Below are 22,925 nucleotides of genomic sequence, written 5' to 3' on the forward strand. Positions count from 1 at the left end.
AGGTGCCATGAACCACCGAGACATTGTTGTCATCGCCTCGTCCCGCGGTGGCCTCTCGGTACTCCGGACGCTGGTGGCGGGCGTTGCCGCGGATCTCCCGGTGCCGATTTGCATCGTGCAGCACATCGGCCGGCATCGGACGATCCTGCCGGAGCTGCTGACGCGATGGGGTCCCTTGCTGGCAAGCCAGGCGATGCATGGGGAACGCCCCCAGCAGGGAAGGATTTACATCGCGCCGCCGGATCGGCACATGATTCTACGCGGCGGGATCTTCTTGTTGCTCGATACCGCTGCCGAAAACTACACCCGTCCGGCCGCCGATCCGCTGTTTCGATCGGCGGCACGTGAATACGGTGCCGGGGTGGTCGGCGTGGTGCTCAGCGGCGATCTGGACGACGGCGCAGCCGGACTGGCCGCAATCCGGGCCCGCGACGGCTACGGGATCGTTCAGGACCCCGATGAGTGCGACGCGCCTTCCATGCCGCGCAGCGCGCTTGCCGCAGCGGGCGCCGATGCGATCGCCCGGGCCGACGAACTGCCGCGGACCATTCATGCAGCGGTCTACGGTGCCCGTGTGGAGGAGAAGGACAAGATGGCAGAGTTGCGTGATCTGGACGAAGAGGCCCGGCTTGCGGAGCGCGGCCTCGTGACGCCACAGCTTCTTGATGCGATCGGCGAACGCTCCGCGCTCACATGCCCCAGTTGCCACGGCGTGTTGTGGCGCATGAGCGACGATCGCCCGTTGCGCTATCGGTGCCATACCGGGCACGCGTTCTCCGTGCTTTCGCTGGAGGACGCGCAGGCGCAGAAAGCGGAAGACACGATATGGGCGGCGATCCGGGCGGTTCACGAGCGCATGATCTTTGCGCTCGAGCGCCAGAAATGGGCCCGACAGAGCGGCAACGCCGAGGACGTTGCAATCGAGCAGGCCCGCATCGATGAGAACGAGCAACTCGCGGAGGTCCTGCGCAATGCCGTGGGGGCGACGATGCACCGGAGCGAAACGCAGTAAGCGGACGCTGATTGGAAACGCGGCAGACGACGTATGTTTCAGGGTGGCCTTGATGGCAACGCGTGGGCAAGGACAACCTGTCGTCAGGCGATATCCACGTGAAGACGCGCCACGGCGACGTCGTGCTGACGGGCAGTGTGCCGGACCTGCAGCAGCGCACGCTCGCCGTCAATACGGTGAAGCAGGTCGATGGCGTGCAGCACGCCCACGACCAGCTCACGATCCGGCCCAGATGACGGCGCACGTTTCCATGCTGCTCTCCTGCGACGATGCAACCGCCGCGTGTCAGCGCTGGCGTCCGTCGTGCCCAGGAACATTCGGTGCCAGCTCGTCTTCAGGCATATCGGACCCGAACTCGTCATCGACGCTCCAGTGAGGCACGCTGCTGTAGTAGTCGCGGATCGGTCCGGCCCATTGCGGATCGACCAGAGCCGGCCAATGGTCCTTGTCGAATCCCGGTGCGCTGCGAACCTGTTCGATTGACACCGACAACACGAAGCACTTGTGTGCAGCGTCAAGCGTGAGCTCGTTCCATGGAATTGCGAGCAGCTTGTCGCCAATCCCGAGCAGGCCGCCGCTCGACAGCACCGCATAGGCGACTCGACCGGAGCCGACATCGAGCATGATCGCCTTGATCCTGCCGGCGTGGTCGCCGTCCGCGGTGAGCACTTTGTCGCCTTCGAGCGTACTGGCGGCCATGAAGTCGGGGCCAGGGCCGCGCGCAGTTTCACGTTCCTTGCGAATGATGCGGGTTCCGTGGTGGTCGGTGGTGTTCATGGTGATCCTACTGGCTGGCGCGAATGTCGACTCTGTCGGGCAGCGTTTCGCGCGGGTGAGTTTCCAAATCGGCGGGACGCGTCGCGCATCGTCGACATGCTGCTCCGAACGATACGCATGCGTGCCGCCGTGATACGCCTGCGGCGGCGTCGAATGTATGGCGCGCCGGCCTGGGGCCAACGCGTCGTCGCCGGCGTGGTGGGGTTTGGTCGTGTCGGATGCTCCTTCGGGACACGCGTTCGCCAGCGCAACGGACATTCCCGCGGCGGCGTGGCTATGCCGCTTGCGGCAGCCCCTCCCGTCACATCACGACGCCAGCGCGGCGGCCGGGCGGGGGAGCGAGCCTGCGGGCCGCGACATGGCAATGCCGTGCAACGCCCGCAACGGCGGCGTCGACAATGCAGGAGGGCGCTACGACTTGGCCGAAACCGACACATCCGGTCCACTACGAAGTCAACGTTCGCGGCGGTGGATTCGATACGGCGAGGGACCGCTTTCAGGTTTGGAAGCACGAGCCGCCGGTTTCGCGGCCCGACAGGCTGATGTTCGAGGGCAAGAGGGAGGTGCGGTGGCTCGGGAATGCAGGCTTCGACGATACCGAAGCCGTGCGTCGGGCGTTGCAGTCGGCGAGCCGTCCGCAGGACGATTTCGCACTCGCCGAGTGGGAAAAGCAGTTGGACGATCGTGGTTCTTCGACCGGAACAATCGACAAGTCAAACAGGCACGCTCGATCGAATCCGACGCCGACGAGCGCGCGTGAAGCCCCGCAGATGCCCGCAAATGCACAGTCGATCCGGGTGTGGTCCGCGATGGAAAATGTCCGTTTGGTCGCGTGATGTGCGGCGACAGGCCGCGGCACTGCCGGCCAAATTATCGTTTCGCCGCGCGCTGCTCCTGCTCGATCGCGCGCCTGGCGCTCTTCGACACCGCGGCCGCCGCCACATCGACGGTGCTTTGCGCGACTTCGACCGCCTGCTGCCCGGTTTTCCCTAGCGTCAGATAAAACTCGTTGGCGGCATCGATCGCGGAGTTCAAGGCAGCGACAGCCGCCTCGGAGCCGCTCGGCGCGTGTTTCGTCGCGTTTTCCACGAAAGTCTGGACACGACGAACATACGTGTCGCTTCCCTCCTGCGCGGCCTTGAGCATCGACGTCTGGGCCGACGACACGATTCCCCAGAATTCGCTGCTGTAGGACTGAACGTTCTCGGCCATCGGCGCGACGGTCGCGCTCTGGATCGCCAACCAGTCTTGCGGATTGACGATCGCGTTCTGTCCGATCTCCAACGCGCTCTTCAGCGTCGACCGCGTGAAGCGCGCGTGGAGTTCAGCCAGTTTCCCGACGCCATCGACCATCGTGCCGGCCAGATCGAAAAAAGTGTCGAGATTGGCGCGCTGCGCGCCGGAAACCAATTCATGGGTTTGCATGATCAACAATCTCCTGAATTGAATGAACTACCGTGGATGTTCACCTGCTCGGCGCGCGGACGTTGGCCACGTCACGGCTTTTCGCCTGTCGCGCCTGGCCGCCATGACCCGGTCGGTCAGCGAAGGCTGGTCAATGTGCCCGCATCACTGCACGAAGCAGTAATTCGCCGTCATCCGTCACCGAGGGACGCCGCACGCCGGAAGCGAGCCGCTCGAGTATGACGAGTTGCTGCTCGAGCAGCGTATCGAGTTCCTCGCGTTCCATGTCGATCTGGTCTGGCGACGACTTGATCAGCATGAGCGCCGCCAATTCGTGAGGGCTCAGCATTTTTGTCTCCTGGAATTTGAAATAGGCGTTTTTACCGATCCACTGAGTGTCGGTCGTGACGACCGCAAACCGGGACTACGTCGCGCGCTTTGGCGCGATCATTTTCGCCTGGAGCACGTGACGTGATCCGTGACATCACCGGCCAGCGTCAGCCGCGGACCTGAGCGTACGCGTGCGAATGGACCGACCGCGTCGCGTGCGCCGCCCGCCCCCGATGCAGGCTCGGCTCCCGGATTCGAGATCACCGTCAAATGAAACGGCGCGACTCTCATTTCGAGATGCGGGTCGCCGAGCATGGCGGCGAGGTCGGCGATGCGCATCGGATGGGCGCCGATAACGTCGACCGTCATCGATTCCATGCGGGTCGTCCGATCGACTTCAACTCTCCAACGACACACTTTCATGCCGTTTTTTGCGAGGCATTGCCAGACCGCGATGACCTTCAGCTTGCCGAAGTCAGCACGAATCGAAAGCCTTTGAACAACCATCGCGATTTCCCTGTAAGGAGCTCGTCCGAGCCGGGATGGGACCGTACGTAGCATAGGCCAGGGACGATCGCGAGTACACGACGTAAACATGTCCGTATGTTGAGCATTACGGACAGCTGCGCCGACTGCAGGCAAGAGCGATTTCTCGCTCGTCGATACGTTCGAGCGTGAGAATGCGACGCCTTCGGTTGTCGACAGCGAACAAGGAGAGACGCGGTGGGGCCGGCACCTTGTCGCGACCCGATGGTCGGCGAGATCGCGCACTGAGACTGAGCATGCGGCGCGAAAACTGCGCGTGCTCCCTGTTGTCGCCAACGACGTGGATGTGCGAAGCCCGAATCCAATGGATACGTTTCCATCAGGCACATTCATGACCGTTTTTCGTTGCAATATCCCGCGCATCGGAGATGTCAGTTTCGGTAACTGTCTGCGCAGCCGTTTCGGATACGTGAGATGTGTGACGATCGATGTGGCGGGCGTACCACCGCGGGAAAAAATACTCGCCGGGGCGGTGCGGCGACCCTGCGTCGCGGCAGGGGGAAGAGGCGGGCGGCGGCCCGGCGCGCGCGGCATGGCGGCATGCGGCAAAAATCTTGCAGTCGCTGCTTCTCGAAGGATAATAGAAGTTTACTGCGCATCTTGGTGCAAGCGGGCCAGGAGCCTGCCTGACCCTGGCCGCGAATACCTATTCTTCCGAAGGATCAGCAGCGATGTCGAAAAGACGCGGCCACACTCTCCCGAGCCAGGCAAATCATCCGATCGTCGGTATCGGCGCGTCGGCGGGCGGGTTGAGTGCGCTCCTTGAATTTTTCGAAGCGCTGCCGGCGCGCACGTCGATGGCGTTTGTCGTGGTCGTGCATTTGGCGCCTGATCACGAAAGCAACATGGCTTCGCTGCTGCAGAAGGCAACCAGCATGCCCGTGCTCCAGGTGACGAGCGCCACGCCCATTCAGCCGGATCATGTCTATCTGATCGCACCCTCGCTCGTGCTGACGATGGTCGACGACTATTTGCGCGTCGCCCCCAATCAGCCTGAAGAAGGGGGGCGCAAGGCCGCGATCGATCTGTTTTTCCGGACACTGGCGGAAGCCCACCGCGAACGCGCAATCGGCATCGTGCTGTCCGGCGCCGGCTCGGACGGGTCCGTCGGGCTGTCGAGAGTCAAGGAGATGGGCGGCATCACGCTTGCCCAGGACCCGGCGGAGGCGGAATACGATAGCATGCCGTGCAGCGCGATTGCGACCGGCATGGTCGACTTCGTGGCCACCGCGGCGGAGATGCCGCAGCGGCTAATGGACCTGTGGCTGACTGCAAAGGAAATACATCTGCCGGCGGTCGAAAACGAGGAACACCTCTACGATCTGGGCAACGAGGCGGCAGAACGGGCGCTGCGCGAGATCATGATCATCCTGCGCACGCGCACCGCGCACGATTTTCGCCATTACAAGCGGGCGACCGTTCTGCGACGGATCGAGCGCCGCATGCAGGTCAACGGCATCACCGATCTGCAGGCGTACCGCGACCACCTCCACCTGCACCCGGAGGAAACCCAGGCGCTGCTGCAGGACATGCTGATCAGCGTCACGAACTTCTTCCGCGACAAGGAGGCATTCGACGTGCTGGAGCGGGATGTCCTGCCCGGTATCTTCGATGGGCGAGACGAGCAGGACCGCGTCCGCGTATGGTCGGTCGGATGCGCCACCGGCGAAGAAGCCTATTCGCTGGCGATGCTGCTGCAGGATCGATCGCTGAAGTCGCCCGAGGGCAATTCGTTCCAGGTCTTCGCGACCGATATCGACGAGCGGGCGATCTCCTTCGCGCGTGCCGGCCTCTATCCCGATTCGATTCTCGCCGACGTGACGCCGGGCCGCGTACGCCAGTTCTTTACAAGAGATACCGCGCACTATCGGGTCAAGAAGGAACTGCGCGAGCACATGCTGTTTGCGCATCACAACGTGTTGAGCGATCCACCGTTCTCGCGGCTCGATCTGATTTGCTGCCGTAACTTGCTGATTTATCTGGATCGGGAAGCCCAGATTGAAATTCTGAAGATGTTTCATTTCGCGCTGCGTCCGGGCGGCGTGCTGTTTCTCGGCAGCTCCGAATCGGCCGACAGCGTCAGTTCGATGTTCACCGTCATCGACAAGCGCAACCGCATCTACCGTGCGAACGTGGCGGTGCGCGGCGATACGCTCGTGCCGGCGTCGATTTCCAGCACCCTGAGCGCACGGCCGATCGTTTCGACGGTGCAGCCGCCGGGACGCCGCCGCCTCTCCTTTGGCGACTTGCATCAGCGTCTTGTCGAGCAACATGCACCGCCCAGCGTGCTCGTCAGCCGCGATTCCGAAATCGTTCACTTGTCCGACCGCGCAGGGTCTTCCTGCAGTACTCGGGGGGCGAACCGTCTCACAACATCATCGCGGTGGTGCGCCCCGAGCTGCGGCTCGAACTGCGCACCGCGATCTACCAGGCGTTGCACACGAATCGCAGTGTGGAAGCGCGACGTGTGAGGATAGAGCGCGAGGCACGTTCGTATTTCGTCAACATGACGGCGCGTCCCGTGCACGATCCCGAGGCCAATGCGGATTTCGTGCTGGTGTTGTTCGATGAAGTCGAAGACAGCATGAGCGGATCGGAAACGTCGACGGCCGACGCGCAAAAAGATCCGATCATCAACCAGCTCGAGCGCGAGTTGCAGCGCACGAAAGAGCAGCTTCAGTCGACCATCGAGCAGTCGGAAACGTCGACGGAAGAGCTGAAGGCCTCCAACGAAGAACTTCAGGCCATCAACGAAGAACTGCGTTCGGCGACAGAGGAGCTCGAAACCAGCAAGGAAGAGCTTCAGTCGATCAACGAGGAATTGACCACCGTCAATGCCGAGCTGAAATCGAAGGTGGAGGAAACCGGCAAGATCAACGACGACTTGCACAACCTGATTGCCGCGAACGACATCGGCACGATCTTCGTCGATCGCAATATCTGCATCAAGCGTTACACGCCGCGTGCGACCGATGTCTTCAGCATCATTCCTTCCGATATCGGACGATCGTTGCTGGATATCACGCATCGGCTCGAATACCCGAAGCTCGCCGACGATGCAGCGGAGGCGTTCGATTCGCTGCGCCTGATCGAGCGGGAGCTGAAGAGCAACGATGGGCGCTGGTATCTCGCGCGCTTCGTTCCCTACCGGACGACGGAAGATCGCATCGACGGCGCGGTGCTGTCGTTCGTCGACATCACGGACCGTCGTCACGCGGAAGACCGGCTGCGCGAAGGCGAACGGCGCATGCGTATCGTGGCCGAAGGCACCAAGGACTACGCGATCATCACGTTCGACGACGACGGCCTCATCACGAGCTGGAATGCCGGTGCGAAGCGGATCTTCGGGTACACGGAAGCGGAAATGATCGGGCAGTCCGCCGATATCCTTTCGACCGAGGAGGACCGTGTCAATAACGTTGCCCGGCGCGAATTCGCGGAGGCTCGACTGAATGGGCGCACCGAGGAGGAGCGCTGGCATCAGCGCAAGGACGGCACGCACTTCTTTGCGAGCGGCGTGCTGGCGCGTCTGGATGAACCGGGTGTGAGCGGATTTGCGAAAATCGCTCGTGACCTCGGGGAATTCGCCGAGTCCGCAACGGCCGCCCGCGCCGCAAAGCCCGAACTCGTCCGAGAAGCCAGCGAGCGGGATACGCAGCGGCGGCGCGACGAATTCCTTGCCGTGGTATCCTACGAACTCAAGCATCCGCTCAATCTGATTTCGGCGAGCGCGGAACTGATTGCGCGCGCGCCGGAAACGCGGCAGAACCTGAACCTCTTGCGTGCAACCGACACGATCCGGCGCACCGTGATGGGTCAAGCCCAGATCATCGACGATTTACTCGATATCTCGCGCGTACGGACCGGCAAGCTGTCGGTGGTGCGGACGCCCGTCGACCTGCGCGAGGTCGTCCGTCGTGTCACCGACGCCGTTCAGGCCGAAGCGAACCAGCGCAGCCTCGCGCTCAACGTCACCATGACGGGCTCGCCCGTCATCATCCACGCTGACATCACGCGGATCGAACAGACGGTCTGGAACCTGATCAGCAATGCGCTGAAATTCACGCAGCGCGGTTCGGTGGATGTCTCGCTGCAGGTCAACGAACATGCCGAGGCCGTGCTGCGTGTGGCAGATACCGGCAGCGGCATCGAGCCGTCGCTGTTGCCGCACATCTTCGACATGTTCCAGCAAAGCCGGGACTCGAACGCACGCCGTGCCGGCCTCGGCATCGGCCTTGCGCTGGTCAGGGATCTCGTGAGCCTGCATGGCGGCGCGGTACGGGCGGAATCGGAAGGTGTCGGCCGCGGTGCGACATTCACTATCACGCTCCCGACTCATCGCGCTGTCGCAGTTACGAGTCCTGCCAGCGGACCCATGGCGGAATCGTTGCACGGTCTGCATATCCTGATGGTCGATGACGACGCTACAACCGTCGAAACCTTCAAGGTCCTGCTGGAAAGCGATGGCGCGATCGTCCAGACGGCGACCAGCGGAGAAGAGGCGTTGTCCCTGCTCGACGGCCAGATACCGGACCTCGTCCTGTCCGATATCGGCATGCCGGGCATGGGTGGGTTGGCGTTCATCGCGAAACTACGCGAAGCGCCGGCGCTCAGATCGGTGACCTGTATCGCGCTCAGCGGCTTTGGCCAGGAGGCCGACGTGAAGGAGGCCACGAATGCCGGCTTCGATGCGCATCTGCTGAAACCGGTGGCGCTGGACGACTTGCTGTCCGTTCTTGCGCGTTCGCGTCGTTGATGCCCGCTCCAGGACACCGTCGTGGCTCGCACTTATTTCTACCTCAACAAACCAGTCGATCGTCAGGATCCGGAAAAGGAGTTGTTCGAGCTCGACAAGGCCGGTTACACCGTCGTGCTCAGCCGCACCGCGATCGAACATGTGCACCCGTACGTCGCGGCAGCTGGTCGGCCGGAACTGAAGGGTCTCTTGCGGCGTGTTGCTCCCGGCGATTCTCTGGTGGTACTCGAACTTTCCGCGCTCGGGTGCAGCGCGCGCGATGTACTTTCGACGTTGATGGCATGTCGCGACAAAGGAATTTCCGTCCTGTGCGTCGAGCTCGGCAACGTGGATCTCGCAGGCCGTCCCGAACGGCAAGCGGTCAAAACGCTGCGCGCGATCGTCCAGATGGAAATCGCGACGAGAAGCCAACGCAGCCAGAACGGCCTGAAGTTCGCGCAGGAACGCGGACAGCATACTGGCCGGCCAGCCTCGCTGTCGCGCCACGATCAGGAGCGCGTCATGCGTTCGCTCGACAAAGGCCTGTCGGTCAGCGAGGTCGCACGTAAATTCGGCACCTCGCGTCAAACCGTCATGCGGATACGGGCGTCTTCCGCGACTGCCGCTACGGAAGATTGACGGTCGCGCAAGCGCGTTGCGCAGCGTGACGGGCCCGGTCGCGGCGATCCGCGATTTCAACAAGCCCGAGGACGCGCTCGCCGTTCAATGCCGGCTGCTGCCGCGATAGCTTTCCACTTCCGCGTCGTACGCGGCGAGAAACGCCTTGCCGAATACCGACGCGAAATCGTCTTCGATCGCGAACACCGTGTCGCGATGCGTCGCCGCGTAGCGGTCCCACATCCTCGCCTTGTACAGCGCGGGCACGCGCTTCTCGTACCAGCGCATCGCATCGTCGCGCTCACGCAGCCGTTGCGGCGAAAAGCGCGTCAGCAGGTCCATCAGCGCGGCGCGCATGCCGGCGACCATGCCGATCTGGTGCGCGTGCAGATCCTGGAACGCGTCGCTGACCGCGCTCTGCGGCGACATGAAGCCGGGCAGCGGCAGCCCGAACATCTGGCGCAGCACGGCGCCGCCGTCCGGCAGCAGCTTCAGCGGATTGTTCTCGCGATCGAGCAGCATCGTCATGTGCGCCTTCACCTCCCGCTTCAGGATGCTGCGCGACGACAGCAGCTCGACCGTGCCGTTCGCGAACAGCGCCAGCAACTGCCCCGCGATGTACAGCTGTTCGGCCGACCATTGACGCGACCCGGCGGCGGTATCGAGTCCGGCGCCTGCGAAGAACGCGTTCAGCAATTCATCGGGCGTCGGCACGCGGTTCGCCGGCGGTGCGGGCTCGTCGATGGGACGTGGCTCGGCATGCGCCGTCGCCGGTTGCACACGCACGTGCTGCGTCCACTCGGGCGCATGATCGGCTTGCGTCGCGGACGACGCGCCGCGATCCGCCTTGCCGCGTTCGGGCGGAGACGCCGAACCCGATCCACCGATATCGGGCGACGACGGTACAAACAAGTCGAGCGGGTCGGTCGATAACTGATTCAGATCGCGTTGCGATGGCACCGGCGGCGCGGCGCGGCTCGCGGGCTGCGCCGCCTCCCTGCGCGCCGCCGTGCCGGATCGCATGCCGGTGTCCGCTGCTTTGCCGCGCGGAGCGAGGCGATCCTGCAGCAGGCCCCACAACCGGTTGCCGGTCGTCTTCGCGTCGACGTGTGCGTGTGCGGCGGTTCCCGGCGTGCCCCGCAGGTCGGCGCGCGCGCTGGAAGCAGCGGTGGGCATGTCGACGACCGGCGCGTCATGTCCGTCGTCACGCTCGGCACGCAGCACGTAGGGTCCGATGCGGATGATGTCGCCGGTATTGAGCGGGCGCTCCTGTGCGTAGCCGACGGGCTCGCGGTTCACCTCGATCGTCGACACGCTGCTCAGGTTCTTCAGCAGGCACGCATCGTCACCGACCTGCAGCAGGGCCTGCAGCCGGGAAATCTGCCGGGTGTCGTCGCGCAGCACGAGATGGTTGTCGGTCGCCCGGCCGATGGTGCCGCCGGGCGGGTGGAACACGACGGCGTCGTAGGAGTCGCTTTCGACCGGCTCGCCAGCATGTTCGATCACGATCAGTTGCATGTCACACGTCGCTCGGTAAGGAAACGCTCGCGGGGATTCCGGTTCGGTCAGGACGACGACGCATGTCTGCGGCGCGCGAACTCGAACGCGGGCCCCCAGACCGGATGTCCCTTCTCGGCCGGGGACAAGTCGAAGCGCGGGTTGAGGTCGAGAATCTTCGAGAACTCGGCGCGGCACTGCGCGATGCGGTTCGTCACGCAATAGCTGAACGCGAGCAGCTTGTGCGCGGCGACCTGCGTGTCGGTATCGGCCCCGTCGATCTCCTTCGCTCGGCTCAGGATCGCGATCGTGCGTCCGTAGTCGCCGGCGCCATACGCCGCGCGCGCGCTGTCGACCGCGGCGCGCGCCGCCGACTGCGTGGGCGACGTGCTGCATCCGCCGATTCCCAGCAGCAAGGCGCCGAGGAAAATCACGATCGATGAACGGCCTTTCATTTTGAAATGAAATATTTGCGTTATTGGAAGGTGGCGCACAAGCGCTGTTGGATTCTAGTGCCAATCAGGGGCGGTGATGTCGCCGTTACGTTTTGTTTCAACTTGGGAATTGCGTTCGAGTTGCCACTCAAATCGATTCCGGGTTTTCGACTTGTTAATCCATAAAATCGATTCTATAGTTCGCTGTGCTTTTTTGGGATTCGTCAGTTGTTTGCCCGGCGCCGGTCAATGATCGTAAAGACCGGCCTGCCGTTCGGGCAACGCAAACAGCGTGACACGACCCGCAGGGCGTCGCCACCCATCGCCGACGGCCGTCAGGCTTGGGTTCAGCGTCCATACAGCAAGTGTCCATGCAATAGAACCGGGCCGCCGTGGCGAACCGGCCGGATTAACACGCCTTTTCAAAATGACAGAAATCAATTCATCGCCATCTCCCCAATTTCGATTCCGTCCCGTAATTGGAGATTTGACCCGTCTTTTTACCAGAATAAATTGCCGAATGAAATTTGAGTGGAAGGATATGCAGGCCACGTAATTACCGGTCAATTAATCGTCCCCTTTTAATTCGATGCGTCGATTTCGCGTACGGAAATCGACGGGGGGATTATTGCGCTGCGAGGGTGAAATATGCGCTGGCGGTCGAGCGGGTTCATCGTATTGGGATGTGCATTGCTGTTGCCCGGATGCGGCGCCACCGAGCGTGCCGCCGCGGTGCCGTATGCGATCACGGTCGACGTGGCGCCCGACGTCAATCCGGACCTCAACCGCAAGCCTTCGCCGATCGTACTGAAGGTGTTCCAGCTGCGCGCGGCATCGGCGTTCGACGGCGCCGACTTCTTCTCGCTCCAGGACAAACCCGAGAATATCCTCGGCGCGGACCTGCTCGGCACCGACCGCGTGATCCTGCGCCCGGGCGAGTCGCGCACGCTGCATTACCGCGGCAACGTCGAGGCCGGCGCGATCGGCGTGATCGCCGAATACCGGATGCTCGACAAGAACCGCTGGCGCCTGACGGTGCCGCTGCCGCGCGCGAAGCCGCTGAACGTATACAAGTTCTGGCAGACGTCGCCCGGCGAGTTGAAGCTGTCGATCGCGGTCAGGAACGGCGGTCTCGCGCTGAACGACACGCGGGGGCGCCCATGACCGAACCGACGACGTCCGCGACGCCCGTCGCCGCACTGCGCCAGCGCGTGGTGTGGACCGAAGGGATGTTCCTTCGGCCGCAGCATTTCCAGCAGCTCGAGCGGCACTGGGAGCGCTACGTCGCGCTGCGCTGCCTGCCGCTGCAGGGCTTCTACTGGGGCTTCGACACCCTCGAGATCGACCGGGAGCAGCTCGCGCTCGGCAAGGTCGCGCTACGCGCGGCGGCGGGCGTGATGCGCGACGGCACGCCGTTCGACCTGACGCATCCCGACGATCTGCCCGAGCCGCTCGATGTGCCGCCCGATGCGAAGGATCAGCTCGTCGTGCTCGCACTGCCGCTGTGGCGCGGCGGCGGCGAGGAGGTGTCGTTCGGCGTGGACGCAGGCGGTAACGGCGGCGCGGACGTCGCGCGCTACGTCGTGCGCGAATACGAAGTGGCCGATGCGAACGCGGTCGCGCTCGGCCCCGCACTGCTCCAAACGGGGCGCCTGAACGTCCGGCTGATGCTCGACACCGAGCTGACCGGCGACTGGCATGCGCTCGGCGTCGTGCGGATCGTCGAGCGGCGCACCGACGCGCGGCTGCTCGTCGACGACGGCTACATTCCGCCGCGCCTGGTCGCGCAGCGCGATGCGGCGTTGCTCGCATACACGCGCGAGCTGCACGGATTGCTGACGCAGCGCAGCGACGCGCTGGCTGAGCGACTGTCGGAGCCGGGGCGCGGCGGCGTATCGGAAGTCGCGGATTTCCTGCTGCTGCAACTGGTGAACCGCTACCTGGCGCTGACCTGGCACGCGCAGCAGGACGTCGCGACGCATCCGGAGGCGCTGTTCCGCGACTGGCTGAAGCTCGCATGCGACCTCAGCACGTTCACGGCGGCCGGCCGGCGCCCGCAATCGCTCGTCGTCTACGTGCACGACGACCTGCGCACGAGCTTCGCCGAATTGATGACGGAGCTGCGCCGGTCGCTGTCGACGGTGCTGGAGCAAAACGCGATCCAGATCGAGCTGCGCGACGCGGGCAACGGCATCCGGGTCGCGACGCTCGCCGATCCCGCGCTGCGCGACACGGCCGGCTTCGTGCTGGCCGTGCGCGCGGACGTGCCGGCCGACAGCCTGCGCGCGCGGTTTCCCGCGCAGGCGAAGCTCGGCCCGGTCGAGCGGATCCGCGACCTGGTGCAGTTGCAGCTGCCGGGCATCACGATGCGCCAGTTGCCGGTCGCGCCGCGGCAGATCCCGTATCACGCGGGTCATACGTACTTCGAGATCGACAAGGGCAGCGACCTGTGGAAGCAGCTGGCGCGCTCCGGCGGTCTCGCATTTCATTTCGCCGGCGAATTTCCGGGGCTCTCGATGGAGTTCTGGGCGATTCGCGGGTGAGGGCGGGGCAGCGCGATGAATTCTTCCTCCGATTCGATTTCCGCCGGCGCAGGCGGATTCGTGCCGCCGAATCCGGGCGGCATGCATCCGCCGGCCGCGGCCGGTGCGGCCGGGCCGACGGCCACGCAGCCGCGCCCGGGACGCTGGGCCGCGAGCGGCACGAACCCGCTCGTCGCGGCCGCGAACCCGCTGCTCAATCTCGTGCCCCAGATCCGCTCGACCGTCCATCATCCGAATCCGGCGTGGCTGCGCGAGCATCTCGTCGTCGAGATCCGTCAGTTCGAGGCGCGCGCGCAGGAAGCCGGCGTGCCGTCGGAGGCGATCATCGGTGCGCGCTACTGCCTGTGCACGGCGCTCGACGAAGCAGCCGCGCTGACGCCGTGGGGCGGCAGCGTGTGGTCGTCGCACAGCCTGCTCGTCTCGTTCCACAACGAAACCTGGGGCGGCGAGAAGTTCTTCCACCTGCTCGAACGCCTGTCCCAGCAGCCGCGCCAGCACCTCGACCTGCTGGAGCTGCAGTATTTCTGTCTCGCGCTCGGCTTCGAGGGCCGCTATCGGGTGCTCGACAACGGTCATGCCGAGCTCGACGCGCTGCGCTGGCAACTGGCTCACACGATCCGCTCGGTGCGCGGCGAATTCGAGCCCGCGCTGTCGCCGCACTGGCGCGACGTCGTCACGCGCGACGTGTCGCGTCGCTTCATCGTGCCGCTCTGGGTCTGCGCGGCGCTTGCGCTGCTGATCGGCTTCGGCACGTTCGTCGGGCTGCGCATCGCGCTGGCCGGACATTCGGACCGGCTGTTCGCGTCGATCGACGCGCTGCACGTGCCGAAGCTGCAGCCTGCCCAGGCATCGCCGCGCGCGGCGCCGGCGCCGCGCGTCGCGAAGTTCCTGGCGCCCGAGATCGCGGCCGGCCTCGTGTCGGTGCGCGACGACGCCGATCGCAGCGTGATCGTGCTGCGCGGCGACGGGCTGTTCAAGTCCGGCTCGACGTCGGTGATCGACCGTTACGCGCCGGTGCTCGCACGCGTCGCGGATGCGCTCGACCAGGTGCCCGGCAACGTGCGCGTGACCGGCTATACCGACGACACGCCTGTGCATACGACACGCTTCGCGTCGAACTGGGACCTGTCGCGCGAGCGCGCGGAGGCCGTGCGCGGCATGATCGCCGCGCGCCTCGACCATCCGGAGCGACTCGCGGCCGAGGGGCGCGGCACGCTCGATCCGGTCGCGCCGAACGATACGCCCGCGAATCGCGCGCTGAACCGGCGCGTCGAGATCACGCTGCTGCCGGCGCCCGGCAGTGCCGCCGTCGGCGCGACGCAGGGAGCGCACTGACATGAACCAGGCCGTCGCACGTTTCGTCAGGCCGTTGCCGTCGCGGGAGATCTGGACCTTCGCCGGTCTCGTCGTGCTCGCGTGTTTCGTGTGGCTCGCCGGGCCGCTGTTCGCGTTCGCCGAGATTCGGCCGCTCGAGAGCGGCTGGGCGCGCGCGGTGACGATCGCGGTGCTGTTCGCCGCGTGGGGCGCACGCGTGGTGTGGCGAAGCTGGCACGCGAGCCGCCTGAACGCGCAGTTGCTGAACCAGTTGCGCGAGGCCGCGCCCGGGCCGGCCAACCCCGACGATCCGGCCAAGGCCCAGCTCGACGAGCTGCGCAGCCGCTTCGACGAGGCCGCGGCGCTGCTGAAGAAAGTCCGCTTCGGGCAGGCGGACACCGCGCGCAAGGGGCTGGCGCGCTGGTTCGACCGGATGTCGCGCCAGTATCTGTACCAGCTCCCGTGGTACGTGTTCATCGGTGCGCCCGGCTCGGGCAAGACGACCGCGCTCGTCAATTCCGGGCTCAGTTTTCCGCTGGCCGAGCAGTTCGGCCGTGCCGCGATTCGCGGCGTGGGCGGCACCCGGCACTGCGACTGGTGGTTCACGAACGACGCGGTGCTGATCGACACGGCCGGCCGCTACACGACCCATGAAGGCAACCGCGCACTCGACGAAGCCGAGTGGAAAGGCTTCGTCGAGCTGCTGAAGAAGTACCGCACGCGCCAGCCGCTGAACGGTGCGATGCTGACGATCAGCGTCGCCGATCTGGTCGGCGCGTCGGAAGCCGAGCGCACGCAGCACGCGATGGTGCTGCGCAAGCGGCTGCTCGAGCTGCGCGCCCAGCTCGGCATCCGGTTTCCCGTCTACCTGCTCGTGACGAAGGCCGACCTGCTGGCCGGCTTCGCCGAGTATTTCGGCGGCTTCGGCCGCGCGGAATGCGCGCAGGTGTGGGGCTTCACGTTCCCGCTCGCGCAGAGCGAGGCGCCGGGCTTCGACCTGCGCGCCGCGTTCGACCGCGAATACCGGCTGCTGCACCAGCGGCTGAACGACGGGCTGCCCGAACTGCTCGCGACGCAGACCGATGCGCGCCAGCGCGAGATGGCGTACCTGCTGCCGCAGCAGGTCGCCGACTTGCAGGACATGCTCGGCCAGTTCGTCGCCGAAGTGTTTTCCGTGTCGAGCTTCGAACCGATGCCGATGCTGCGCGGCGTGTACCTGACGAGCGGCACGCAGGAAGGCACCGCGTTCGACCGCGTAATGAGCGGCATCAAGCGCTTCCTGAAGATCGAGGGCGTGCCGCCGGTTGCCCAGGTCGGCTCGACAGGGCGCAGCTTCTTCCTGAAGTCGCTGCTGCAGGAGCACATCTTCCGCGAAGCCGCGCTCGCCGGCAGCGACCTGCGCTGGCATCAGAAGCGGCGCGTGTTGCAGATCGCCGGCTATGCGCTGCTCGCGCTCGTGAGCGTGGTCGTGCTGGCTGCCTGGCTGCGCAGCTATGCGAACAATCGCGCGTATCTCGACCGGATCGCGCAGCAGGTACCCGCTGTCGATGCGCAGATCGCCGGCGCGAAGTTCTCGGATGCGACCGACATCGCGCGGCTGCTGCCGGTGCTCGATGCGCTCGGCGGGCTTGCGAATGCCGGCGGCGTCGACCGCTCGCATCCACCGCTCGCGTACCGCTGGGGGCTGTTTCAGGGCGAGAAGATCGACGAGGCCGTCGACGCCGTGTACCGGCGCGCGCTCGACGACGTGCTGCTGCCGATCGCCGCGCGCCGGATGGAGGCCGCGCTGGGCGATGCACGGCCGGACGAAACCGACTACGCGTATGCGGCGCTGAAGGCCTACCTGATGCTGTACGACAGCGCGCATTACGATCCTGCGTTCGTGCAGGCCGTCGTCGACCTGGAAATGGAGCGCTCGCTGCCGCCCGATTTCTCGCCGGCCGAACGCTCGGCGCTGCGCGCGCATCTTGCCGCGCTGTTCGGCAACCGGGTGGCCGTGTCGCCGTATCCGATGAACGAGCGGCTCGTGGCCGACGTACGCGACCGGCTGCGGCAGGTGCCATTCTCGCAGCGGCTGTATCGCCAGCTCACGCGCACGCTGCGGCCGGCGACGTCCGCGTTCGATTTCAGCGTCGCGCGCGCGGTGGGGCCCGACGCGTCGCTCGTGTTCCGCCGCCAGAGCGGCAAGCCGCTGTCGGAAGGCGTGCCGGGTCTGTATACGCGCAACGGCTATCGGAACGCGTTCGCGCCGCGCCTCGCGGGCGAGGTCGACGCATACGGGCGCGAGGAGGTATGGGTGCTGAATCTCGGGCTGTCCGAGATCCCCGGGCCGAACGACGCCGCCGCATGGGCGCGCGACATCCGCCAGCTGTACCTGAACGACTATCTGAAGATCTGGGACGACTATCTCGCCGACCTCAAGCTGCAGCGCACGGCGACGCTCGCGCAGAGCATCCAGGTCGCGCGCACGCTGTCGTCGGCGGATTCGCCGCTCACCCGGCTGATGATCGCGCTCGCGCGCGACACGGCGCTCGGCGATGCGCCGGGCGGCGCGCGCAATCTCGCGTCGCGCGCGCAGGACAAGGTCGACGAGGCGCGCAACTCGCTGTCGCAGATCTTCGCGGGGCAGGGCGCGAGCGACGCGAATCCGTCAGCCGCGGCGCCCGCGAGCCCCGAGCAGGTGGTCGACAGCCACTTCGCCGGACTGCGCGCGTTCGCGCCGGGCAGCGGCGACCAGGCGCAGGCGTTCGACGCGGTGCTGAAGTCGATCGACGCGCTCTATACGTACCTGACGGCCACCGACGATGCGCTGCGCAGCGGCGCCCAGCCGCCGCCGTCCGACGCGCCCGCGCGGCTGCGCGCGCAGGCCGGCCGGCTGCCCACGCCGTTCCGTGAAGTGCTCGACGACCTGTCGAACGTCGCGAACGGCAGCGTCGCGACCGTCGAGCAGCGCAGCGTCGCGCAGCGGGCCGGCGCGAACGTCGGCGATTTCTGCCGGCAGGCGATCGCGGGTCGCTACCCGTTCGCGCGCGGATCGTCGCGCGACGTCGCCCCGGCGGATTTCGCGCAGATGTTCGCGCCGGGCGGCCTGATGGACGATTTCTACCAGAAGAACCTGCAGTCGATCGTCGATACGACGTCGCACCCGTGGCGTTTCGCGAACCGCAATGCGGACGCCGATCCGGCGGCCGCCGCGATGCTTTCGTCGTTCGAGAAGGCCGCGGTGATTCGCGACGTGTATTTCGGCGGCGGCGCACGCACCGCGCAATTGAAGGTGCAGATCCAGCCGCTCGAAATGGATCCGTCGCTCACGGAGATGGTGCTCGACGTCGACGGCCAGATCGTCCGTTATGCGCACGGCCCGCTCGTGCAGAGCGCGGTCGACTGGCCGGGCACGCGCGGCAGCAACCAGGTGCGCCTGCAGGTGTCGGGGCAGGCCGGCGCGACCGACGGCTTCACGACGGGCGGGCCGTGGGCGCTGCACCGGCTGTTCGACCGCGCGGCCGTGTCGGCCGGGCGCGGGTCGGACCAGATGGTCGCGCGCTTCACCGTCGACGGCAAACCGCTCGTGCTGCAGGTGAATGCGGGCAGTATCCGCAATCCGTTCAGGCTGCCCCAGATGGAGTCCTTTACATGCCCTCCGAAGCAATGAGCCGCCTCCCGCCGCTCGCGCGCGCCGACGGCGACGCCCCGGCCTGGTACGGAAAGATTCCCGGCGCCGGCGACTTCGTGAACAGCCGGCTGCCGCATGCGCTCGTGCAGTGGTGGGAACGCTGGCTTCAGCAGGGGATGGCCGCGATGCGCCAGCGCGGCCCGGACGAGATCGCGCGCCACTACACGGTCGCGCCGGTCTGGAATTTCCTGGTGCCGGCAGGCGCCGGCGCGTCGTGCGTACAGGCGGGTTGTCTCGCGCCGAGCTGCGACCGCGTCGGGCGTTACTACCCGGTGATCGTCACGCTGGCGATGCCGGCGGCCGATTACTGGAGCGGGCTGCCGGACGCCGCCGACGCGTTCTACTGGCAGATCGGCCATGCACTGCTCGACGCGATCCGGCATGCGCGCGCGACGGTCGATCTCGAGGAGACGCTCGACCGCGTGCGGCTCGCACCGGGCGACGGGCGGACAGCGGACGTGGTAGACGGGATCACGGCGACGCTGCCGGAGCGGCCGGCGCTCGCCGCATGGCCCGGGCTGTCCGGCTATTTCGATCCGCACGGCGGGACGAGCTTCTGGTGGACCAATCGCGCCGACGGCTCGCCGCTGCGCACGCATGCGCATACGGGCGCGCCCGACAACGCGCTGTTCCTGACACTGTTCGGCGGTCGCTGACGGTGCCGGCCGGCGGTCGGAGGCAGGCAACGCAAGCAATACGGATGCGGTATCGCGAGGTAGACATGAAGGACCCTTCATCGAGAGACAACGAGCACGACACGGCGACCCGCGGCGACGCACCCGAATTCACGGTGCGGCCGCTGCCGCTCGGTCATCGCCTGGGCGAGCTGCAGCTCGACGAGGTGCTGGGCATCGGCGGTTTCGGCATCGTCTATCGCGCGTTCGACCGCACGTTGCGGCGCGCGGTCGCGATCAAGGAATACATGCCGTCGATGCTCGCGACGCGCGGCGGCGACTACACGGTGTCGCTGCGCTCCGAACGGTTCGCCCAGGCGTTCGACGCGGGACGCGGCGCGTTCCTCAACGAGGCGCGCCTGCTCGCGCAATTCGACCATCCGGGACTCGTGAAGGTGCTGCACTTCTGGGAGAGCCACGGCACCGCATACATGGTGATGCCGTTCTACGAGGGGCGCACGCTCAAGCAGCTGCTCGACGGCGGTGTGCGGATGAGCGAGACGCAATTGCGCAACATCGTCGGCGCGCTGCTCGGCGCGCTCGACACGCTGCATCGCGCGCAGTGCTTCCATCGCGACGTTGCGCTCGACAACGTGCTGATCCGCCCGAACGGCAGCGCGATCCTGCTCGACTTCGGCGCGGCGCGCAAGCGGATCGGCGATCTCGTCGACGACGGCGCGATGATGATCAAGCCCGGCTACGCGCCGATCGAGCAATACACCGACGACCCCGCGTTCAGCCAGGGGCCATGGACCGATCTCTACGCGCTCGGCGCGGTGATGCACGCGTTGATCACCGGTGAACTGCCGCCCGCGGCCGTCGTGCGCAGCATCAAGGACACGTACCGGCCGCTCGCGTCGCGCGAGTTGCCGGCCGGCGAGGTGTACAGCCCGGCGTTCCTCGCGGCGATCGATCATGCGTTGCAGTTGCGGATCCCGGATCGGCCGGAGTCGGTCGCGGCGTTCGCGGCGGAACTCGGGTTGCGCGATCTCGACCGGCCGGGCGGCGGGTATGGTGCGGCCGTTGTGTCGCCGGCGGCCGATGCCGGGGGCGGCGGAGCAGGGAAGGCTGCTTCCGGCGTTTCGGGTGCGGCTGCGGGAGCGCTGGCTTCACAGGCGTCGTCCGCTTCTTCAACTGCTTCGTCATCCGTATCGCAGGCGTTGTCGCCCTCCGCGAAAACGGGGCTGTCCGATGGAAGTGACGATGATGAGAAGCATGCAAAGGAAGCGTCACACGACGACCAGTTGGCTTCGAAGACCGAAATGCATGGCGATGCCGGCATGCGATCGGCAAGCGCCGGGGCGGACAGTGGGCAAGGCCGTGCAACGGATACAGGGAACCTGAACGGAACGGCACTGCCGATTGCTGGCGCTGCTGGCGCTGCTGGCGCTGCTGGCGCCTCCACATCCACGCCCTCGCCGGGCGCAGCGCCTCCGATCCACCCGCCGCGCCGCCCATCGTTCATCGCGGCGGGCAACCGGCGCACGAAGACCTACGTGGGTGGCGCGCTGGCAGCACTGATCGTCGTCGGCATCGCCGCGACCTATCTGTCGCGTCCCGCGAAAGTCGCGGGCGAACCGGAAGCCGGCGCAAGCCAGCCGCCGGCCGGCGTCGCGTCCTCGGCCGGCGCGTCGGATGCGATGCTCGCGCAGCGTGGCCCGACGCCGATCGTCGTGCCGCCGTCGAGCATGCCGGGCGGATCGTCCGCGCAGGTGCCGCCGCCATCGCTGGCCGCCGCGCCGGCCAGCACGCCCGCCGCGGTGGCTGCCGTTTCCGCGCCGCAGGTCGCGACGACCGCCAAGGACATCGCGGGCGTCACGCCGTCGCAAGCGGGTTCGAGCGCGACCATCGCGCCGGCCGGCAGCCTCGACGCATCCGAGCGCGTCGTCAACGTGCCGCCGTCGGAGGCTGCTGCGTCGCCGTCGGCCGCACCGGTGCCAGCACCGGTGCCCGCGCCGGCGTCGCCATCGCCATCGGAAGCGGCGACAGCCGTCGCGGCGATCAACGCGCCGGCCGTCGAGCAGCGCCCGCCGAAACAGGAGACCGTCCAGGTCCGTTTCAACGTGCGTCCGTGGGGCGACGTGTACGTGAACGGCGCACGGCGCGGCGCGAGCCCGCCGCTGCGCTCGGTGTCGCTGACACCGGGCGTCTATCAGATCGAGATCCGCAACGGCTCGCTGCCGCCGTTGCACCGCACCGTGGCGATCGACTTCGGCAGCAAACCGGTCAACATCGACTATGCATTCGAATGACGTCAGCCAGGCGGCGCCGGCCGCCGCCGCATTGTCCTCGCCGTCGCCCGGTTTGCCGGCCGCGACGCCGCGCGCCGGGTTGATCGGCCGGTTGCTGGCGGCGGTCTCGCCCGAAGCCCCGTGCGGTCCGAACCTCGAATACGACGCCGACTACCTGCAGCTTCAGGCGCGGGCGACACCGCGCGCCGAGCAGCAATACGGCGACACCGTGATTCCGGCCGAGACGCCCGACTGGCGCGCGGTCGAGCGCCTCGCACTCGCGCTGGGCGAGCGGACGAAGGACTTGCGTGTCGCCGCGTATCTCGCGCGCAGCTGGACCGAGCAGCACGGCATTCCGGGCTACGCGGACGGGCTCGCGGTCGTCGCCGGCCTGATCGAGCGCTGGTGGGACGACCTGCATCCGCGCCTCGACGCCGATGGCGAACCGGATCCGACATTGCGAATGAACGCGCTCGCCGATGTCGCCGGCGCGCACGAATGCGCGCGCGCGGCGCGGCGCCAGCCGCTGTTCGACGGCGGCCCGAGCGTGCGCGACGCCGAACGCGCGCTCGACGGCCGCGACGATACGGGCGACCCGGCCGCAGGCAGCCGCGACGGCCTGGTCGCCGCGCTGTCGACCGCACGCGACGACGGCCGTGCGCCGATCGACGCGGTGCGCGCGGTGCTGGGTGCGCTGGAAGCGATCCGCACGCACGTCACGGACCGGCTCGGCAGCGAATGGTCGCCCGATGCGAGCGACACGGAAAAGGCGTTGCAACGCATCGTGCGCGAAATGCCGGAGCCGGCACCGCTGCAAGCGGCACGGCCGGCGGACGGTTCGATTCCGGCAACGCCGGCCGCATCCGGCGCCGCGCACGCCGCGTCCGCGCCGGCCGCGTTGCCGCACGGAGAGGCCTGGCGCGATGCCGAGGTCGCGAGCCGCGACGACGTGCGGCTCGGCCTCGACAAGATGTGCCGCTATTTCGAACTGCACGAGCCGAGCCACCCGGCGCCGCTGCTGCTGCGGCGCGCGCAGCGGCTGCTCGCGCTCGACTTCTACGAAATCATCCGGGACCTCGCTCCGGAGAGTTTGCCGAAGCTGGACCTGCTGAGCGGCGAGCGGAGCGAATGAGGCAA

Annotated in this window: 17 protein-coding genes and 2 pseudogenes; 12 read left to right on the top strand and 7 right to left on the bottom strand. The window is 66.6% G+C overall.

Annotated elements, in window-relative coordinates:
- Positions 1 to 7: 7 nt before the first annotated feature.
- Positions 8 to 1,012, top strand: coding sequence for a chemotaxis protein CheB (locus U4Z31_RS06025; protein ID WP_321809726.1), 1,005 nt, complete (start codon positions 8 to 10; stop codon positions 1,010 to 1,012).
- A gap of 62 nt (positions 1,013 to 1,074) precedes the next feature.
- Positions 1,075 to 1,248 (top strand): annotated as a pseudogene (locus U4Z31_RS06030) (BON domain-containing protein); the annotation flags it as partial.
- Positions 1,249 to 1,297: 49 nt separating this feature from the next.
- Here U4Z31_RS06030 and U4Z31_RS06035 read toward each other — a convergent pair.
- Entirely contained in the window at positions 1,298 to 1,789 is a 492-nt protein-coding gene (locus U4Z31_RS06035; RefSeq protein WP_321809727.1) for a PRC-barrel domain-containing protein, read from the bottom strand.
- Positions 1,790 to 2,331: 542 nt separating this feature from the next.
- Here U4Z31_RS06035 and U4Z31_RS37160 point away from each other — a divergent pair.
- Positions 2,332 to 2,625, top strand: coding sequence for a hypothetical protein (locus tag U4Z31_RS37160; protein ID WP_415750271.1), 294 nt, complete (start codon positions 2,332 to 2,334; stop codon positions 2,623 to 2,625).
- A gap of 34 nt (positions 2,626 to 2,659) precedes the next feature.
- Here the strand turns inward: U4Z31_RS37160 and U4Z31_RS06045 are convergent, their stop codons facing one another.
- The 3 genes from U4Z31_RS06045 to U4Z31_RS06055 form a co-directional block, all read right to left on the bottom strand.
- Positions 2,660 to 3,214, bottom strand: coding sequence for a phasin family protein (locus U4Z31_RS06045; protein WP_321809728.1), 555 nt, complete (start codon positions 3,212 to 3,214; stop codon positions 2,660 to 2,662).
- A gap of 130 nt (positions 3,215 to 3,344) precedes the next feature.
- The gene (locus U4Z31_RS06050; protein ID WP_044848675.1) at positions 3,345 to 3,542 is read right to left on the bottom strand and encodes a hypothetical protein; all 198 of its coding nucleotides are present in this window, start codon (positions 3,540 to 3,542) and stop codon (positions 3,345 to 3,347) included.
- A 98-nt stretch (positions 3,543 to 3,640) separates the two neighbouring features.
- On the bottom strand, positions 3,641 to 4,030 hold the full coding sequence (locus U4Z31_RS06055; protein WP_124485938.1) for a hypothetical protein: 390 nt from the start codon (positions 4,028 to 4,030) through the stop codon (positions 3,641 to 3,643).
- Positions 4,031 to 4,740: 710 nt separating this feature from the next.
- Here U4Z31_RS06055 and U4Z31_RS06060 point away from each other — a divergent pair.
- Together U4Z31_RS06060 and U4Z31_RS06065 are read left to right on the top strand one after the other, a co-directional pair.
- Positions 4,741 to 8,825: pseudogene (locus tag U4Z31_RS06060) on the top strand (CheR family methyltransferase).
- Between the two features lie 21 nt (positions 8,826 to 8,846).
- Complete coding sequence (locus U4Z31_RS06065; RefSeq protein WP_044848672.1) at positions 8,847 to 9,443, top strand: recombinase family protein; 597 nt, start codon at positions 8,847 to 8,849, stop codon at positions 9,441 to 9,443.
- An 84-nt stretch (positions 9,444 to 9,527) separates the two neighbouring features.
- On the opposite strand, the gene tagH is transcribed toward U4Z31_RS06065, so the two are convergent.
- From tagH to U4Z31_RS06080, 3 genes are all read right to left on the bottom strand, one after another.
- Positions 9,528 to 10,940, bottom strand: a complete 1,413-nt coding sequence (gene tagH, locus U4Z31_RS06070) for a type VI secretion system-associated FHA domain protein TagH (protein WP_321809729.1) — start codon at positions 10,938 to 10,940, stop codon at positions 9,528 to 9,530.
- 47 nt (positions 10,941 to 10,987) lie between these two features.
- The gene (locus tag U4Z31_RS06075; protein WP_124645695.1) at positions 10,988 to 11,374 is read right to left on the bottom strand and encodes a TssQ family T6SS-associated lipoprotein; all 387 of its coding nucleotides are present in this window, start codon (positions 11,372 to 11,374) and stop codon (positions 10,988 to 10,990) included.
- A gap of 225 nt (positions 11,375 to 11,599) precedes the next feature.
- Positions 11,600 to 11,920 (bottom strand): hypothetical protein, encoded by a 321-nt coding sequence (locus tag U4Z31_RS06080; protein WP_257772352.1) that lies wholly within the window; start codon positions 11,918 to 11,920, stop codon positions 11,600 to 11,602.
- 81 nt (positions 11,921 to 12,001) lie between these two features.
- On the opposite strand from U4Z31_RS06080, the gene tssJ reads away from it, so the two are divergent.
- The 7 genes from tssJ to tssA all read left to right on the top strand — a co-directional run bounded on the left by tssJ (position 12,002) and on the right by tssA (position 22,920).
- Positions 12,002 to 12,517, top strand: a complete 516-nt coding sequence (gene tssJ, locus U4Z31_RS06085) for a type VI secretion system lipoprotein TssJ (protein ID WP_321809730.1) — start codon at positions 12,002 to 12,004, stop codon at positions 12,515 to 12,517.
- A complete protein-coding gene (tssK, locus tag U4Z31_RS06090; RefSeq protein ID WP_321809731.1) occupies positions 12,514 to 13,896 on the top strand; it encodes a type VI secretion system baseplate subunit TssK in 1,383 nt (460 codons plus the stop codon). Before tssJ ends, tssK begins: the two co-directional genes overlap by 4 nt.
- 15 nt (positions 13,897 to 13,911) lie before the next feature.
- Positions 13,912 to 15,231, top strand: a complete 1,320-nt coding sequence (locus U4Z31_RS06095) for a DotU family type VI secretion system protein (RefSeq protein ID WP_321809732.1) — start codon at positions 13,912 to 13,914, stop codon at positions 15,229 to 15,231.
- A 1-nt stretch (position 15,232) separates the two neighbouring features.
- Complete coding sequence (tssM, locus tag U4Z31_RS06100) at positions 15,233 to 18,862, top strand: type VI secretion system membrane subunit TssM (RefSeq protein ID WP_321809733.1); 3,630 nt, start codon at positions 15,233 to 15,235, stop codon at positions 18,860 to 18,862.
- Positions 18,844 to 19,539: a type VI secretion system-associated protein TagF gene (tagF, locus tag U4Z31_RS06105; protein ID WP_321809734.1), complete on the top strand. Its 696-nt coding sequence runs from the start codon at positions 18,844 to 18,846 to the stop codon at positions 19,537 to 19,539. The genes tssM and tagF overlap by 19 nt, the downstream gene beginning before the upstream one ends.
- A gap of 65 nt (positions 19,540 to 19,604) precedes the next feature.
- Complete coding sequence (locus U4Z31_RS06110; RefSeq protein ID WP_321809735.1) at positions 19,605 to 21,809, top strand: serine/threonine-protein kinase; 2,205 nt, start codon at positions 19,605 to 19,607, stop codon at positions 21,807 to 21,809.
- Complete coding sequence (gene tssA / locus U4Z31_RS06115; protein ID WP_321809736.1) at positions 21,796 to 22,920, top strand: type VI secretion system protein TssA; 1,125 nt, start codon at positions 21,796 to 21,798, stop codon at positions 22,918 to 22,920. The genes U4Z31_RS06110 and tssA overlap by 14 nt, the downstream gene beginning before the upstream one ends.
- Positions 22,921 to 22,925 lie beyond the last annotated feature (5 nt).

The organism is Burkholderia sp. BCC1985, assembly GCF_905339915.1.
Classification (GTDB): Bacteria; Pseudomonadota; Gammaproteobacteria; order Burkholderiales; family Burkholderiaceae; genus Burkholderia.